Origin of the sequence: Streptomyces sp. NBC_00525 (assembly GCF_036346595.1) — a bacterium.
GTDB lineage: Bacteria > Actinomycetota > Actinomycetes > Streptomycetales > Streptomycetaceae > Streptomyces.
Genome location: NZ_CP107834.1, coordinates 3,686,469 through 3,702,121, shown reverse-complemented (window position 1 = coordinate 3,702,121; position 15,653 = coordinate 3,686,469). Strand labels below are relative to the sequence as shown.

Genomic DNA, 15,653 nt, shown 5'->3' with positions numbered 1-15,653 from the left:
GCGATGGCTGGTTCACGGCTGCGTCGCTTTTGGCGAACCCCGCCGGACGGAAATCCTCCACAATTGCTCTACGTCATCGGCGAGTCAGCCAAGACGGACAATGCAGGCAGAGACCACCACTCCGCCCCCACGATGAGTGATCATCGCTGCGAGAACCCACCCTCCATGCCACGCCAGGCTGTCTCGATCCTGCCTCAGTGCGGGGCGGCCGGCGCGGTGCGGGCACGCGCCCGAGAGGTGGGGCGCCCGGTGACGGGCGTACGGGTTCAACGTGGCCGCAACGCGTGGACCCCCTCCCCCTCCAGGTCGTCGAGCGCCACGTGCCGGCCCATCACCGCGAGAAGCAGTGAGAGCACCGGGCCGGTGACTTCCGGGCCGGTGCCGATCACCACGTCGGCGTCGGTCGCGGTGAGGCGAAGAGGGGAGACCAGTTCCTTGGAGCCGCTTCCTTGGAGCCGCCGAAGGACGCGGGGGTGCGGACCTGTAGCCGGAGCGCCCGGACGACCGCGTTACGGGGGTAGGCGCGGGTGACTCCCAACGGGCGCCGGATGTCCTCGCCGTGGACGATCTCCTCTACGAGACGGCTGTCGAGGGGAGCAGGGGGAGTCGACGTTCGTGTAGCCACCCGGCGAAGGCGCGCCAGGGTTTCCGAGGGCGAGGCACCACGCTCGCGTGCCACGCCGTGGGCGTTCTGGCGGTGGAAGTCGAACCGCGCCCGGACAAGCCCGGCCGCGAAGCCGAGGCGGGTCGTGCGGGCCGAGTCGACCAGGTGGGCGACGACGTCGTGAACCGTCCACCCCTCGCACAGCGACGGCCGCTCCCACTGCTCGTCGCCAAGGCCCTCCAGGTCGCGGATCAGCGCGGCACGCTCCGCGTGCACGACCGGCCAGACGCCTCTTCCCAGTTCCGGACTTTCCATGCCGTCCCTCTCCCGATGATCAGCCGGCGCCCTCGCGGCCCCTCGGAGATACAGACTCACGATCACCCCGAACCTCATCGCGAAGTACCGCCCGCTCGCGCAGGGCCCGACAGCCCCGCGCGTACGGGTAGGACGTCGCCGCCTCACCGGGGCAGTTGGCCCTCCCAGTTCACTTCGCTCAGTCGTGCGCGTAGTACGTCCGCCGGTTGTGCGGCCTTCAGCAGTTCCAGGGGGCAGTCCCACTCGGTGCCACCCCCCGGTGGGCGCAGTTGTACGGACGGGCCTACGTGGCCCATCACCCGGCCCACGCGGCCGTCCCGGCCGTCCACCGCGAAGGAGCCGCGCTCCGGGGCGAAGGCCGCCGGCCCGGTCGGCTCACCGTGTGTCATGAGGCCGCCGCCTTCTCCTCCAGGACCTGGGCCAGGCGGGTCGCCGCCTCCATGTTGCAGCGGCCGAGGTCAACGAGGATCGCCGGGGTTTCACCCACGCACGACGCCGCGTCGATCCGCAGGGACGGGAGCTTCACCCCGGCCTTCAGGAACCCCTCGCGCAACAGCGCCACCACCTCTTCCGCGTGCTTGATCGTCTCCACTGCCGTCTCGCGCCGTTCCGTAGTCGTCATGATCCATTCCTTCCACACTGAGTAACGACGATGCATACCCAGAGTGGTGATCCTGTCGCTACGGTGGAAGAGGTTCCTGCCCAACAACGCAATCTGTGCAACCGGGAGTAGTCATGCCAGGTCCCAAGAAGCTGGACCCCTCCTCCTCGCCGCGCGCCCTACTCGGCGCCGAACTGCGCCACCGAAGAGAGAAGGCGGGCCTCTCCCAGACGGAACTGGCCGAACGCCTCTTTGTCAGCGGCTCGTTCATCGGCCAGCTGGAGTCCGGCGTACGGCGGATGCAGATGGAACAAGCCATCCAGTTGGATGACTTCTTCGACGCTGACGGCTTCTTCGTACGGAACTGCAAGGCCCTCGCGAAGTCCAAGTACCCGGATCACTTCGCGGAGGCCGCTGAGGCGGAGGCCCGTGCGACGGAAATTAAGGAGTACGCGCCCCAGCTCATCCCCGGCCTGTTGCAGACGGAGGCGTACGCGCGCGCGGTGTTCCGGTCGTACCAGCCAACTGCTGCCGAAAGTGTGATCGAGGACCTGGTAGCGGGACGCCTCGAACGAACTCAGCTCCTCTCCGATCCAACAACCCCGATGTTGTGGGTCGTACTGGACGAAGGGGTGTTACGTCGACGGGTGGGCAGCCCGAAGGTCATGGCAGAGGCACTGCGTCACGTCGCCAGCCTGATAAGGCAGCATCGGATCATCGCGCAAGTACTGCCGTTCGCGGCGGGTGCGCACCCGGCAATGGGCGGCAGCCTCAAGCTCATGGCCTTCTCCGATGCACCGCCACTCGCCTACCCGGACGCCCTCGGTTCGGGCCGATTGCTGGACGATCCAGCGACCGTCAGGCAGTACGAACTGACCTACGATCTACTCGTGGCCAGCGCGCTTTCACCGACAGCGTCACTGGCTTTGATCGAGTCGGTGGCGGAGGATTACGAGCATGAAGCAGACGAGTACTGACTACGGCCTGGCCACGAGCACTTGGCGCAAGTCCACGTACAGTGACGGCAGCGGCGGCAACTGCCTCGAAGTCCTCGACGGCATCCCCAACGCCGTCCCCGTCCGCGACTCCAAGGTGACGGACGGCCCGGCCGTCGTGTTCCGCGCGGCCGCCTGGCAGACGTTCGTCGCGGACGTCAAGACCGCCTGACGCAGAAGGGGCCCGGAGCACAAGCTCCGTGGCCCCGTGCCCTCTTGCAACGAACAGCGCGTCTCACTCAACCGAGCGGCGGAGGATTGCAAGCATGAAGCACACCAGCACGCACTACGACCTCTCCACGGCCGTCTGGCGCAAGTCCACGTACAGCGGAGCCAGCGGCGGCGACTGCCTCGAAGTCCTCGACGGCATCCCCAACGCCGTCCCTATCCGCGACTCCAAGATCACCGAAGGGCCGGCCGTCATCTTCGGCGCGGGCGCCTGGCAGACGTTCGTTTCGGATCTCAAGCTCGCCTGACGCAGGTGGGGCCCGAGGCTCAAGTTTCGGGCTCCGAGCGCTCTTTGAGCGGAATGGTTGGGGGGACTTGTACCCACCCGCCCACCCTTGTGACCCGCAAGGGTGACTTCTGGCGATTGACTTGCGACGGAGCGTAGTCCCGTTCTAGCTTCGGCGAGGACTTAGACACAGACGGCCCCTGCCGGTGCGCAAACACCGCCAGGGGCCTGACCACCTCGATCGCAAGCTAAAGGGAAAACGATCTGATGGCTGACGGCCAGTTTAGTGGCGACCCTTCGCCCAACCACCCGATGGCGAACCCCGGTTACGGCAAGCGTTCTGCACCCGATCAACGCCCTCGTACCGGCGCCGACTTCACTCACCTCGTACCGCGTGACGCGGCCATCGCCTCGTACATCGACGGCTTGCCGGACGGCGCCGACATCTCCGTAAAGACGCTCGCGAAGACACTGCCGTACGGGCAGTGCGCGGTCCGTACAAGCCTCAACCGCCTTCAGGAAGCCGGGCACTTGCGCCGGGGCAGCGACTGCGTGGCGAGCGGGGAACAACTCGTGTGGGTGACGCGTACGTTCTTCTCGCGGACCGCGCGGGACGACGCGTGGTGGACGGCGTTCGCACGGGGCGACGCCCCCACGGAGCCCGAACGGGCCACGCGGTCAAGGGCGTTCATTCTGCTCGCCGCGCTCGGACGCACCGCCCCCGCGCTGTCGCTGGCGCAGCGGGACTGCGTGGCGCTGGAGCCCTCGATGAGCGAGTGGCTACGGCGGGGCGCGACGCCCCCGGAGATCCTGAACGCCCTCACCACGGGCCTCCCGGACCGCATCCATCACCCGGCGGCGTTCGTCGCGAACCGCCTCCGCACGAAGCTCCCGCCCGCGCGCGAGGCCACGCCCCGGACGGTGCTGCGCACGCTGGAGTGCAGCGAATGCCGCGTACCGGGACCGCCGGAGGCGCTGTTGGGCGGCAAGTGCGCACCCTGCCGTGGCGCCAGGCCGCGAACCCGGGCCGCCGCGCCCGCGCTTCCTCCGCACAAGGTCCGGGCTCAGGCACGAGCCGCCCGAGCGGGCCTGATCCCCAAGGGCGAACGCCCAGGCCGCTGACGGGGCTCGGGCTCGTGGCTCGGGGCTTGAATGTGCTTCCGCACGCCCGAGCACGCCGGGCGCATTTCGTAAATTCATCCCGCATATTCGTTTCGGCACCCAAGTAGTACTTTTCCTGCCACTCTTTGGTGTGGTTAGTCGAAATACCCCAAGGGAATATTACGAGGGCACGGAAAAGCAGACTTCCTCTTCACGATTCACACTTCGCACCTCTGTCGGAGAAGGGGAAGTCCAGCCGCTCTCCGTCGCTGCCGACCGCCCGTCCCGCCTCTCTCCCCCCCGGCAGGACGGCATCCCCCCACACGCACGACGCATGTGCCAAGAGCACCAGGAGGCAGCATGGCCCCCTCGTCCGTCCCCCGTCCCTCGAAGAGCCCACCCTCCGCCCGGTCCGACGACGCACGCTCCATCGCGGCCGGTCAGGCCGCCCCCACCTGCGACCACGGTTGCGAACCCCTTCCCCCCACCGACGAGCAGGGCCCGCCCGGACCCCAGGGCCCTCCCGGACCACAAGGACCGTCCGGCCCGCAGGGCCCGCCCGGACCCCAGGGGCCCCAGGGACCGCAGGGCCCCCAGGGAGCGACGGGCCCGTACGGCCCGGAGGGCGAGACCGGCCCCGAGGGTGCGGTGGGCGCGACCGGTCCGGAGGGCCGTCCGGGCCAGGACGGCCGCGACGGCAAACCCGGCATCCAGGGGCTCTCGGGGATCGACGGCAAGGACGGCCCTGTCGGCCCCCGTGGACCCCAGGGCCCTCGCGGCGACACGGGGCCCGAGGGGCCCGTGGGTCCACGCGGACCTCGCGGGCCCAAGGGCGAGGCCGGTGACCCGCCCAGCCCGGAATACCTCCGCCAACTGCTGAGGGAACTGCTCGCGGAAGCCGGGTTCTGCCTGCCGGCGTGAAGACCGCCCGTACGCGCGGTGCGCTCGGCCACACGATCACGGCCGAGCGCACCGCCGTACCCCTCCGTACCCCTCCGCGCCCCAACAGGGCTCGCAACCGGCCTTGTCGGTGCCCCGTGACACACTGCACTGGCTGAGGGTGGGGGGATGCGTGTGAACAGGGTGCGGTGGGCTGTCGTCTGCATGGCCACGGTGGCGATCGGACTGACCGGCTGTACGTCCGACCCGGCGGCCTCCGGTCCGAGGCCGGAGGATTCCGGTCCGATCACCAAGGCCAAGATGCGCCTGGTGCTCGACGGCATCACCGAGGACGTCGGGGCGCCGGCCAACGACCCGGAGGTCGCCGCGAGAACGGAGACCACCGACAACCCGCTGGGCAAGTGCTTCGTCGAGTACAAGGGATTCGACAAGACCGCCACCAAGCTGAACATCGACCACGCCAGAGCCGTGGCGACCGCGCTGACCGACCGTGGCTGGTCGGAGAAGCGGGGACGCGACGACGACAGCAAGGCGTCGGACCACGGGACCGCCGTGATCCGGTCGGTGTTCAAGAAGCGCGGCTGGACCGTGGTCATGGACTACCGCCAGTCCTCGGACTTCCGAGTGCTCAGCCTGGGCAGCTTCGAGGACGCCTGCGCCAAAAAAGCCCAGGGAACCACGCCCACCGGCTGAATGAGTTCAAGTCAGGTTTCTCCATACCCCGGACGTTCATCGTGCTGCGGCTCTACCATCGACGGATAGTAGTGAGCGGATTATGGATAGCAGGAAATCTCGATCCTGCCCGGGGGCACAGATGGTTCCAGGTGTGCAGCGTTTCGTGGGTGCGGTGGGAACGGTGGCGGTCGCCGCGTTGGTGAACGTGGCCACCGGATTCCTCACCGACCACCGATCGACGGCGTGGTGGGTTTCTGCGGCGGTGTTGCTCGTGGTCGGAACCGCGGTGCAGTGGTGGCTTCCGGTGACATCGGAGCCGGACAGAAGCCAACGGGCCGATGACAACCAGGTCGACGGCAATTTCACCCAGGCGTCCTCCGGACCCACGGCGCAGGAAGCGCACCGGAACCGCGTCAAGGGCGATTTCGGTCAACACCAGAATGGGTGAGCCGCCGAAGAAGTCCCGAGAGGCGTTCCGCCGACGCACAGCCCGTCGCCCCGAAACCGCGCAGGGCGCGAACGGCAACGTCGTCGGCAGGGACCTGCGCCAGGAAATCAACATTCACGTCGGCACCGCGGCCGAGGCCAAGAAGGCACTGGGCGGCGCCTCGCGCGCCCCGAGCCGCCGCGCGGTCCTGCTCGGCGGCGCCGCACTGGCCGCGACGGCCGGCACACTGGTCGCCGTACGCCTCACCGGCACGGACGACGGCAGGAAGCCGCAGGGCCCGAGGCCGCTGAGCGATTTATTCGCCTTCAGCAAACGTGATTCCGCCCCCTTCATCGAAGCGGGGTTCACGAAGCGGATCGACGCCACGATGCAGACGCCGGACAACAAGAACGAGTACTGGCTCTTCTCCGGGGCGCAGGTCACTCGCATCCAAGTGACGGACGGGGAGAGCAATTTCGCCGACGTGGTACAGAACCCAGGACCGCTGACCAACTGGGGCTCCCTCCAGGCCGCCCCTGGCGAAGACTCCCCACCGTTCGAGAAGATCGACGCTGTGATGCGGTGGCCGGACGACAGAAACAAGTACTGGCTCTTCTCGGGTTCACGTTTCCTTCGTGTTCATGTGAACGACGGTTTCTACCATGTGGACACCAGGGTTCCGGAAGATTCGCAGCCGAATCCGCAGCCGAATCCGTTGAGCTACTGGGGTTCCCTCAGCGACACTTCTCCATCATTCGCGAAGATCGACGCCGTAGCGAATACACCGGACAACAGAAACGAGTACTGGGTCTTCTCGGGTTCGCATTACCTCCGCCTCAAAGTGGCTGACGGATCAATCCACGACGATGACGTGGTACAGAACCCGAAGCCCTTGAGCAACTGGGGCGGACTCGACCGCTACCCGAGCTTCGCGTCGGGAATCGACGCCGTGATGCAGATGCCGAACGACCCGAAGGAGTACGTGGTCTTCTCGGGCCGACAATACCTTCGCACGGCATGGACGGGCTCGACGTGGTCGGTCAAATAGATCAAGCGCCGCTCGATGATCGCCGCGCCCGTGGCACCACCTCCGACACGGGCGTCACGGGCGGTGTACTGGTCGTGCGGGGTTGCCCGCTCCCACACCATCTCGAAGGCATCCGTGACGAGCTTGACGACCGAGGGCTCTTCAGCGAACTCGCGTCCGGCTCAGTCGCCGTCGGGTATGCCGACGAACCGTAGCGCCATGGCGATCTCCCTTGTCCAGCCAGTTGCGGGTACTTGCGGGTGCTTGCGAACGAGGCTTCTCCCGAGCATGAACGACGTCAAGGGTCTCTTGAGCTGAGAATCGCGCAGCGGGTGGGCACGGAGGCGGCTGGCTGCGGACGGCTGGAAAACCGCCGAATCAGGCTTCGTCCCGCAGCCGGTATCGGCCCCTTGCCGGGCCTCCGACAGCCGTAGGGGCGGCTGTCGTCCCGAGGGCAAAGGGGTTGCCTCCCTCGCGTGCTCCGGGGAGGCGCAGCACGCCGGAGCAGCAATCGCCATATGCCACCTGACCTGGTCTTTCACCTTCGCCGTCCTTACGATCGAACATGGTCGAGAGGAGGGCCGGATGGACCGGACCGTACGCACTGTCGAGGACGTACTCACGCTTCTGGACGGGCTCTTCGCCTCTGAGTCCCAGGCCGATCGCGGGGCGGCGACCGGTGACGGCCGGAGCTTCTGGGACGGCTTCTACGCCGACCGGTCAAAGCCCGTCCCCTTCTTCGCAGCAAAGCCGGACGAGAACCTGTCCGACTGCCTGAACCGGGGCGTGATCACACCCGGCCGGGCCCTGGATCTGGGCTGCGGGCCCGGTCGCAACGCCCTGTACCTCGCGGCGCACGGCTTCGACGTGGACGCGGTCGACCTCTCGCCCGTGGCCGTCGCATGGGGCGAGGAACGGGCGGCCGAGGCCGGGGTCGACGTCCGCTTCCTGTGCGGTGACGCCTTCGCGCTGCCCGTGATCGCGTCGAGCGGGCGGTACGACCTGGTCGTCGATTCGGGGTGCTTCCACCACCTGCCGCCCCACCGACGTGTCAGCTACCTAGATCTCCTCGACCGCGTCCTCGCGCCGGGCGGCCACCTCGCGCTCACGTGTTTCGCCGCCGGCGAGGCGGGGATGGGGTCCGAACGCAGCGACGCCGACCTCTACCGCGAACGCCACTTGCAGGGCGGCCTCGCCTATACCCCCGAATCGCTGCGCTGGATCTTCTCCGACCTGGAAGAGATCGAACTGCGCCGGATGCGGGAGGAACCGCCCGAGTCCCAGTTGTTCGGCGTGCCGTTCCTGTGGACGGCACTCTTCCGCCGGGACGCGGCGGGTTCGTAGGTGTACGGGGGGCGCAGCCTACGGCCGGGGCGTCGTTGCGTTCAGGATGCGGGTCAGCGTTCGGCGGCCCAGTTCGCTCATCGGTGGGTTGCTCTCCGCGTAGTACCAGACCAGGCCCATCGCCTGCTCGAACGCCCACGCCTTGCCACGTTCCCACTCCAGCTCGTCGCAGCCCAGTGCGCGCCGGAACGCCTGCCGCGGGCCCGCCCGCAACAGGTGCCAGGCGCCGACGAGGTCCAGCGCGGGATCGGCCGCGCCGAAGCCCCCGGTGTCGAGTACGCCGCCGAGTCGGCCTCCCGCGACCAGCACGTTGCCGGGGATCAGGTCTCCGTGGCTCATCACGTCGGGCGCCGTACGCGGCAACTCCCGCAGCCCGGACCAGATCTGGCGGAGCCGGGGCACGTCGAGCAGGCCCTCGCTCTCCTCGAAGCACCGCGCCATCCACGCGTCATGATCGGTGAGGACACCGCCCCGGTTGTCACCGTCGAAGACCCGCCCGCGCGTATCGGCCGTGCGCAGGGCGGCGACGAAGCCCGCGAGATCCTCGGCGAAGGCGTCCGACCCGCTGGGGTCCTCCTCCAGGGCGACCCTCCCCGGCACCCACGTCTGCACCGACCACGGCATGGGATACCCCGCGCCGGGCCGCCCCAGCGCGACGGGCTCCGGAACGGGGACCGGCGACACCCCCGCCAACTCCGCGCTCGCCCGCGCCTCCCGCTCCAGCACGACCAGCGCCTCGTCGGCCCCGACGCGCCGCAACGGGAACCGCGCGGAGAGACCGTCCCCGATGCGAAAGATCGCATTCACCGTCCCGGTCGACGCCAACGCCCGAACCGGCTCCCCCGCCCACTGCGGAAACTGCGCCCCCACGAGGGCCGCGACGACCTCGACGGTCAACTCGACTTGGTCATCGTGCATCACGGGCAGGCCCTGGACCTAGACCGCCATCAGGTTTGTGGCCACGTTCAGGCGGTCGAAGAACGTGCCGACCGTCGGTGAACCGATGCCCATGCGTCGCAGCTCCAGCACGGCTTCCGCAGCCGTCTCCCGTACGCCGCGCGCCGCACGGGAGATCCCCAGCATCTGACGTCGCTGATGCCAGATCCGGTAGTGCTCCACGAGGGAGAACGGATGGAGGGAGCGCCGGAACCGGTTCGTCATCTCGATGTAGTCGAGTTCGATCGACTCGATCATGTGCCCAAGGAGCCGCTGGATCTCCGCCAGATGCTCGCAGCTCGCCTCGGGCCTGTTCCGGTCGAGTTGCATGACCTCCGTCTTGACCTTCGCGAGGGTGGGGCGGATGGACATGACCAGTGGCCCGATTTCCTCGGTCAGGATGACGTCCGCCTCCGCCGGCGACAGCTTGCGCGTCATCCCGACCACGTAGCTCGGCCCGCTGCGGGTCAACGCGCTCACGAGGGTTGATCCGTCCAGCGACGACTGAGCGTGAGGCGCCACGCGATAGCTCGGCCCGCTGTGAGTAAAAGCGGACCAAATCGAATCGAGCGTCGACTTAGACATTGCCACCTCCACTTGCCACATTCGACGGCGCCCCTTGTGCTGCGCCGGGTTGAGCGGGCTGAACTCCGACACTCTGCTGCGGCGGGATGTCATAGACGGGCGCCAAGGTGACCTCCTTGGGCGCCGCGCGACCCCACTTGTCGATAATGGCAGGAGCCCCGGCCCCCGCCAGGACCGCGCCGAAGGCGCTGAGGGGTCCGGAAATGGCCAACACCCAGGCCACCCCCGCCCCCAGACCCGTGCGCAGGATCTCGATGGCGAGCCAGATCTTGAACGTCACGCCGCCCGGTGCATGCCAGGGCCAGATCTTCTCGCCCTGCAAGTAGCGAAACATCGTTAACCCGGAGATGAACAGGCCGCCAAGCGCCCCGTACCCCAGCATGCCTGCCTGCTCCACAGTCACCCCTGACACAACACAGTCGGATCGTACCCATCCTGACGCCCACTCACCTCAGAACGTCCCCCGACAGCCCGCATCCGGCCAACCTCCCCGCGCCATCCGGCCTGCGGCGCACCTCAACGCCCCCACGGCAGCCCCCGCAGCACCGCCCACCCGCCGAGCAGCGTCGCTCCGGACCAGAGCAGGGTTCTCGCGGCCACGCCGAGTCCCGAGATTCGGGTAGCGGCCGCCGGGTTGCCCGGGTGCCGTGGGGAGGCGGGTTCCGACCAGAGGTACGCCTGCGCACCCGACCCCGTGAGCACGCACGCCACCAGCCAGTACCCGGCGTTCACACTCCGCAGCGAGCCTCGGAAGCAGGCGTCCACCAGCACGCCCAGGAACGCCGCGAGCACCGCCCACTGGAGCAGGCCGGGCTCGATGAACCGCCAGTACAGCACGGGCGCCAGGACGGAGAGGCCGCCGAGGCCGGCCAGCGGGTCCACGTCGTCGAAGGCGACGCCCTCGCCCGCCGGGCCGAGTTCCGTCCGGGCCAGAGCGATGAACTCCTCCTCGACCCCACCCCCCAGCTCCTCGAAGCGGTACGTGACCGCCTTGTCCCCCAACAGCCCCACGGACCACCGCGCCTGGACCTCCGCCGGGGACACGTAGACCACATGCACGACGTCCACCCGCCCGCCCCGCACGTCCTCCCGCAACTCGTCCATCCCCACGCCCCGCGGACACACCGCGGACATGGCGCTCAGGCACCCCAGGCAGAGGACCACCAGAGCAACCGCGCGTACGGTCCAGACCCAGTACGGCCCACCGACCGCCGGTCTAGCTGTCACGCTCTCCTCCGCGCCCCGGCGTCGTGCCCGCGCGCAGCGCCTGCAGCAGTCGCGTCAGTGCCGCTTGCGTGTGGGGCAGGTCCTCGGGCCCGGACGCGGAGGAGGCGAGCCACAGGGCGGCCTCGTTCATCGCGCCGGACAGCAGGTGGACCAGGGGCGCGACCGGCTGCGGGGCGATGATCCCCGCCTCGACGAGGGAGGTCAGCGCGTCGGCGAGGTGGCGGGCGGAGGCGGCCTCGTCCATCGCCCGCCACTCGCTCCACCCCAGCACGGCGGGCCCGTCGACCAGCATGACGCGCTGGATGTCCGGATCGGTCGTCACCGTGAGGAACTCCTGGCAGCCGGCGACCAACTGGTCCCAGGGATCGTCGTGGGCATCGGCGGCGGCGGCCACCCGGCGCCCCACTTCCTGCTGCATCTCCTCCAGGACGGCACGGAACAGCTCCGCCTTGCCGGTGAAGTGGTGATACAGCGCGCCCTTCGTCACCCCGGCCGCCCCGACGATCTCCGCCAGGCCCACCGCGCCGTAGCCACCGGCCGAGAACAGGCGCCGGCCCTCCCGCAGCAACGTCTGCCTGGTCAGCTCCCGCTGCTGCGCCCGGATGCCGTCCTGTCGCATCGCACTCCTCATTGACATACCGAAGGTATGTGAATAGCTTCTTCGCATACTGACGGTATGCGAAAGGGTTCAGACATGAAGCTGACCGGTTTCTATCCCGTGATCGGCACAGCGAAGCTGCGAGAGTCCCACGCCTTCTACACCCGCCTCCTGGGGTTCGAGACGACCTTCGAGGCCGACTGGTACGTCAGCCTGCGCCGCCCGGAAGCCCCCGGCTACGAACTCGCCCTCCTCGACCACACCCACCCCACCGTCCCCGCCGACCACCGCGTCCCCGCGCAGGGCCTGCTGCTCAACTTCGAGGTGGAGGACGTGGACGCGGAGTGGGACCGCCTCGTCACCGGCGAAGGACTGCACCCCGTCCTCGAACTGCGCAGCGAGGACTTCGGCCAGCGGCACTTCATCGTGGCCGACCCCAACGGGGTCCTGATCGACGTCATCACCCCGATCGCCCCCACGGAGGAGTATCGCGACCAGTACGTCACCGGCTGAGACACACGGCACTCACGCCGTACGCAGCACCGCGAAGATCCCCCGGACCTCCTCGTCGTCCGGCGTACGCCACGGGCCGGAGACGTGACCCGTCGCGCCCTCCGGGAGAGACAGGGCGCCGGGGCGCAGGACGCGGTTGATGTGGAGAACGGCACCACCCGTGAGGGTGAGGTCCGTACCGTCCGGGCCATCGGCGGCCTGGGCGGTTACGGTGTCGAACGGCCCCGCCTCCGAGGCGTGTTCGATGCTCGGGTCCGGGGTGTCGCTGACGCTCTGGGCCTGCGCTTCGGCACGGCCGTCGAGCAGGGCGAGGAGCTGCGCGGTCAGGACCGGGTCGTGGAACCCGTCGTACACCCACCGCTTCCCCAGCACCCCGTGCTCGGTCGTCCCGACGAGCGCGTCGCGCGCCTCGTCGAGCGCGGCGCCCCGATAGGTGAGCGGCACGAAGTACGCGGTCGGCCCGTCGCCCGAGGTGTCGGTGACCACCATGAACTCCATGCCCACCTCACCCTGCGGATCGTCCAGCCGGAACCCGCCGGACCGGACGAGCTCCGGACGCGGGGAACCCACGTACCAGGCGCGGGTCGGCAGCCAGTCGGCAAGCAGTTCGAGCTTGGTCGGAGCCAGGGTGGTGCGGTGGATGACAGCCATACCGGAAGCCTCTCCCATGGGTCGTACGAACGACGGATTCCCCTCCGTACGGGCCCGGTTGCCGAACCCGTACGGCCCCCCGACCCTACGACCCCCGGCCCCTGCCGGTACCGCTCACTCCCCCGCCACCGGCAGGTTCAGTTCCGAGTCCGCGTGCACCGTGACGCGGATCGGGACGAACTCCGTCGCCTCCGTGCGCGGCATGTCCGTGCCGGGGTTCGGGGCGTAGCGGGGGTGGGCGCCCGGAGCGATCTGCCAGCGGATGCGGTGGCCGGGGGCGAAGACGTGGGCCGTGTGGCCCAGAGGGACGGTGAGGCGGGCGGGGTCGGAGCCGGTGGTACGGAGCCGGGCCACGCCGTCGCAGACGTTGGTGGAGCGGCCCTCGGGGTCCACGTCGCACAGGCGTACGAAGATGTCGCCATATCCCGTGTCCGTGGCGGCGCTGACGCGGGCGGAGACCGGGCCGAGGACGGTGAGCGGGTCCGTCAGGGCGGGTCCGGTGAAGGTCAGCACGTCCTCGCGCGCCTCCAGGGACCTGTTGTCGCGCGCCCCGGCGGTACGGGAGAGCACCGGGCCGCCGAGTGAAGGCGTCGGGTCCGCCGGGTCGTGGCGCAGGGAGGCCACGGGGGCGGCGTCCGTGGGCGCCTCGCGGGTGAGGTGGCCGTCCCGCGTCGGGTACCAGGAGGCCGTGCGCGCGGCCGGGGGCCACGCTTCGAGGTCGCGTACGGTGCCGCCCTCGCCCCCCGCGTGCACGCGCACCGGCGTCGGGCGCAGCCCGGACGGGTCGTCGCACAGATGGGCGCGCAGCCAGGCCAGGGACTCGGCGAACACCTCGGACCAGCCGGCCTGGAGCGCGGAGGTGTGGGTCCAGGGGCCGACGAGCAGGGACACCTCGGCGCCGGCGCGGCGCAGCCGTTCGTACTGCTCGAAGCTCTGGCGCCCGAGGACGTCGTGCCATCCGGTGATCAGGGCGGTGGGCACGGCGGCCGGGCCGGGCGCCCCGGACACCTCGGGCGCTCCGGGCGCTCCGGGCGCTCCGGGCGCTCCGGGCGCTCCGGGCGCTCCGGGCGCTCCGGCCCCCACGGACGCGCCCGCCCAGTACGCGTCGTCCCCGTCCGGGTGGGCCATGACCTCCTCCAGCCACGGCACCTCGCCCAGCGCCCCCGCGTACGCCCCCCGCAGCGGCCTCGCCGCGGCGATCCCGCGCATCGCCCGCTGCAGCCGCAGCGTCGCCCGGACGAACGGGCCGAGGCCGCGGTGCTGGTACGTCATCCCGGCGCCCACCGCGAGGGCCGTCTCCAGGTTCAGGATGCCGTCCGTATGGAAGAGGGCGTACGGGTCGTACAGGCCCACCTGCACCACCATCGCCCGCAGTTCCGGGGGCGGTTCGAGGGCCAGCGCCTCCTGCGTGTAGCCGAGGTAGCTCGGGCCGACCGTGCCCAGCCGGCCGTCGAACCACGGCTGTTCGCGGAGCCAGGCCACGGCCGCCCGGCCGTCCGGTGCCTCGTTGCGCCAGAGGTGGAAGTCGCCGCCCGAGCCCCCGGTGCCCCGGCAGCTCTGGAGCACGACGTGGAAGCCCTGCTCGGCGAAGAGCATCCCGTACTGCGGGGACCACGGCACTCCGCGTCCGTACGGCGACCGCACCAGCAGCGTCGGGAAGTCGCCCCCGGCGCGCGGGAAGTAGTGGTCGGTGACGAGCGGGCTGCCGTCCGCCGCCGGGACCGTCAGCCCGCGCTCGACGCCCACCGCGTACCGCGCGGCGGGCAGGCCGCGCCAGGTGGCGCGCATCAGCCGGGAGGCGAGCGGCGGCTTCCCGGCCGGCGGAGTCCACGCGGTGTGGGATCGGGCGTCATGCGTCGGTCGGGTCATCTTCGCCTCCATCGGCACCTCATTCTCGTACTGTGTACGAGAATACTGATGCCGAGCGTACTGGATGCTTGGATGGACTGCGGAGGCGATCCGAGGGGGAGAGAGGCGGAGACCGTGACCGGCACCGAAGGGCCCGGCGGCCTGGACCCGAGAACGCTCTGGCTGGGGCACGACCGCCCCCGGCGCGGACGGCGGCCCGCGTTCAGCCGCGAGGCGATCACCGCGGCCGCGATCGCCCTCGCGGACTCCGAGGGCATCGACGCGGTCACCATGCGGCGGGTCGCCGCCGAGGTGGGCGCCGGCGTCATGTCGCTCTACAGCTACGCCCCCGACAAGGAGACGCTGCTCGACCTGATGATCGACCACGTCTCCGGTGAGCTGCCCACGACCGGCCCGCTCACCGGCGACTGGCGGGCCGACCTCAAGAACATCGGCCGCCTCCAGCGCGCCCATATGCTGCGCCATCCATGGCTGCCGGCCGCCGTGCAGGCCCGCCGCTCCCTGGGGCCCCGCACGCTGGACTTCCTGGAACACGCGCTCGCCGCCCTGCGGCCCAGCGGACTGGACGGGGCGGCCCGGCTGGAGGTCTTCGCCCAGCTCACCTCGTTCGTGGCGGCCCACGCGTCCTACGAGATCGGCCAGGCGCGGGCGGCCGGGGAGCCGGGGCGGGCGGCGGCCGAGGCGCTGTACCTGGCCGAGGTGGCGGCGGACGGCCGCCATCCGGAACTGGCGGAGGCGCTGGCGACGGCGGGGCGGCCGGTCACCCCGGAGGCCATGTTCGACCGGTTCCTCACCCGGCTCGTGGACGGCCTCGACGCGGGCTGAGCCCGT

Annotated in this window: 20 protein-coding genes and 1 pseudogene; 11 read left to right on the top strand and 10 right to left on the bottom strand. The window is 69.9% G+C overall.

Features of this window, described 5'->3' with window-relative positions; genetic code table 11:
• Nucleotides 1–266 precede the first annotated feature (266 nt).
• From OG710_RS16400 to OG710_RS16390, 3 genes and pseudogenes are all read right to left on the bottom strand, one after another.
• Nucleotides 267–919: pseudogene (locus OG710_RS16400) on the bottom strand (maleylpyruvate isomerase family mycothiol-dependent enzyme).
• A gap of 143 nt (nt 920–1,062) precedes the next feature.
• Nucleotides 1,063–1,308 carry a hypothetical protein gene (locus tag OG710_RS16395; RefSeq protein ID WP_330239988.1) on the bottom strand — a complete coding sequence of 82 codons (246 nt, stop codon included), beginning with the start codon at nt 1,306–1,308 and terminating at the stop codon, nt 1,063–1,065.
• Nucleotides 1,305–1,541, bottom strand: coding sequence for a hypothetical protein (locus OG710_RS16390; RefSeq protein WP_330239987.1), 237 nt, complete (start codon nt 1,539–1,541; stop codon nt 1,305–1,307). Before OG710_RS16390 ends, OG710_RS16395 begins: the two co-directional genes overlap by 4 nt.
• A 113-nt stretch (nt 1,542–1,654) precedes the next feature.
• On the opposite strand from OG710_RS16390, the gene OG710_RS16385 reads away from it, so the two are divergent.
• The 9 genes from OG710_RS16385 (at nt 1,655) to OG710_RS16345 (ending at nt 8,443) form a co-directional block, all read left to right on the top strand.
• Nucleotides 1,655–2,497: a helix-turn-helix domain-containing protein gene (locus tag OG710_RS16385; RefSeq protein WP_330239986.1), complete on the top strand. Its 843-nt coding sequence runs from the start codon at nt 1,655–1,657 to the stop codon at nt 2,495–2,497.
• The gene (locus OG710_RS16380) at nt 2,478–2,687 is read left to right on the top strand and encodes a DUF397 domain-containing protein (protein ID WP_330239985.1); all 210 of its coding nucleotides are present in this window, start codon (nt 2,478–2,480) and stop codon (nt 2,685–2,687) included. Before OG710_RS16385 ends, OG710_RS16380 begins: the two co-directional genes overlap by 20 nt.
• 94 nt (nt 2,688–2,781) lie before the next feature.
• The gene (locus OG710_RS16375) at nt 2,782–2,991 is read left to right on the top strand and encodes a DUF397 domain-containing protein (protein ID WP_330239984.1); all 210 of its coding nucleotides are present in this window, start codon (nt 2,782–2,784) and stop codon (nt 2,989–2,991) included.
• 290 nt (nt 2,992–3,281) lie between these two features.
• Nucleotides 3,282–4,091: a hypothetical protein gene (locus OG710_RS16370; RefSeq protein WP_330239983.1), complete on the top strand. Its 810-nt coding sequence runs from the start codon at nt 3,282–3,284 to the stop codon at nt 4,089–4,091.
• Nucleotides 4,092–4,430: 339 nt separating this feature from the next.
• On the top strand, nt 4,431–4,991 hold the full coding sequence (locus OG710_RS16365) for a hypothetical protein (RefSeq protein WP_330239982.1): 561 nt from the start codon (nt 4,431–4,433) through the stop codon (nt 4,989–4,991).
• Nucleotides 4,992–5,138: 147 nt separating this feature from the next.
• Nucleotides 5,139–5,663 carry a hypothetical protein gene (locus OG710_RS16360; protein ID WP_330239981.1) on the top strand — a complete coding sequence of 175 codons (525 nt, stop codon included), beginning with the start codon at nt 5,139–5,141 and terminating at the stop codon, nt 5,661–5,663.
• 133 nt (nt 5,664–5,796) lie between these two features.
• Nucleotides 5,797–6,093: a hypothetical protein gene (locus OG710_RS16355; RefSeq protein WP_330239980.1), complete on the top strand. Its 297-nt coding sequence runs from the start codon at nt 5,797–5,799 to the stop codon at nt 6,091–6,093.
• Nucleotides 6,086–7,120 (top strand): hypothetical protein, encoded by a 1,035-nt coding sequence (locus OG710_RS16350; protein WP_330239979.1) that lies wholly within the window; start codon nt 6,086–6,088, stop codon nt 7,118–7,120. Before OG710_RS16355 ends, OG710_RS16350 begins: the two co-directional genes overlap by 8 nt.
• Before the next feature lie 564 nt (nt 7,121–7,684).
• Entirely contained in the window at nt 7,685–8,443 is a 759-nt protein-coding gene (locus OG710_RS16345) for a class I SAM-dependent methyltransferase (protein WP_330239978.1), read from the top strand.
• A gap of 18 nt (nt 8,444–8,461) precedes the next feature.
• Here the strand turns inward: OG710_RS16345 and OG710_RS16340 are convergent, their stop codons facing one another.
• The 5 genes from OG710_RS16340 to OG710_RS16320 all read right to left on the bottom strand — a co-directional run bounded on the left by OG710_RS16340 (nt 8,462) and on the right by OG710_RS16320 (nt 11,810).
• A complete protein-coding gene (locus OG710_RS16340; protein ID WP_330239977.1) occupies nt 8,462–9,361 on the bottom strand; it encodes an aminoglycoside phosphotransferase family protein in 900 nt (299 codons plus the stop codon).
• Nucleotides 9,362–9,379: 18 nt separating this feature from the next.
• Nucleotides 9,380–9,859: a hypothetical protein gene (locus OG710_RS16335; RefSeq protein WP_330239976.1), complete on the bottom strand. Its 480-nt coding sequence runs from the start codon at nt 9,857–9,859 to the stop codon at nt 9,380–9,382.
• 97 nt (nt 9,860–9,956) lie between these two features.
• Nucleotides 9,957–10,361: a hypothetical protein gene (locus OG710_RS16330; RefSeq protein ID WP_330239975.1), complete on the bottom strand. Its 405-nt coding sequence runs from the start codon at nt 10,359–10,361 to the stop codon at nt 9,957–9,959.
• A gap of 119 nt (nt 10,362–10,480) precedes the next feature.
• Entirely contained in the window at nt 10,481–11,191 is a 711-nt protein-coding gene (locus OG710_RS16325; protein ID WP_330239974.1) for a hypothetical protein, read from the bottom strand.
• Nucleotides 11,181–11,810, bottom strand: a complete 630-nt coding sequence (locus OG710_RS16320; protein ID WP_330239973.1) for a TetR/AcrR family transcriptional regulator — start codon at nt 11,808–11,810, stop codon at nt 11,181–11,183. Before OG710_RS16320 ends, OG710_RS16325 begins: the two co-directional genes overlap by 11 nt.
• 75 nt (nt 11,811–11,885) lie before the next feature.
• On the opposite strand from OG710_RS16320, the gene OG710_RS16315 reads away from it, so the two are divergent.
• On the top strand, nt 11,886–12,302 hold the full coding sequence (locus tag OG710_RS16315; RefSeq protein WP_330239972.1) for a VOC family protein: 417 nt from the start codon (nt 11,886–11,888) through the stop codon (nt 12,300–12,302).
• A gap of 12 nt (nt 12,303–12,314) precedes the next feature.
• Here the strand turns inward: OG710_RS16315 and OG710_RS16310 are convergent, their stop codons facing one another.
• Nucleotides 12,315–12,953, bottom strand: coding sequence for a maltokinase N-terminal cap-like domain-containing protein (locus tag OG710_RS16310; protein WP_330239971.1), 639 nt, complete (start codon nt 12,951–12,953; stop codon nt 12,315–12,317).
• Between the two features lie 114 nt (nt 12,954–13,067).
• Nucleotides 13,068–14,822 carry a CocE/NonD family hydrolase gene (locus OG710_RS16305; RefSeq protein WP_330239970.1) on the bottom strand — a complete coding sequence of 585 codons (1,755 nt, stop codon included), beginning with the start codon at nt 14,820–14,822 and terminating at the stop codon, nt 13,068–13,070.
• A 72-nt stretch (nt 14,823–14,894) separates the two neighbouring features.
• On the opposite strand from OG710_RS16305, the gene OG710_RS16300 reads away from it, so the two are divergent.
• On the top strand, nt 14,895–15,647 hold the full coding sequence (locus OG710_RS16300) for a TetR/AcrR family transcriptional regulator (protein ID WP_443064329.1): 753 nt from the start codon (nt 14,895–14,897) through the stop codon (nt 15,645–15,647).
• Nucleotides 15,648–15,653: the final 6 nt, after the last annotated feature.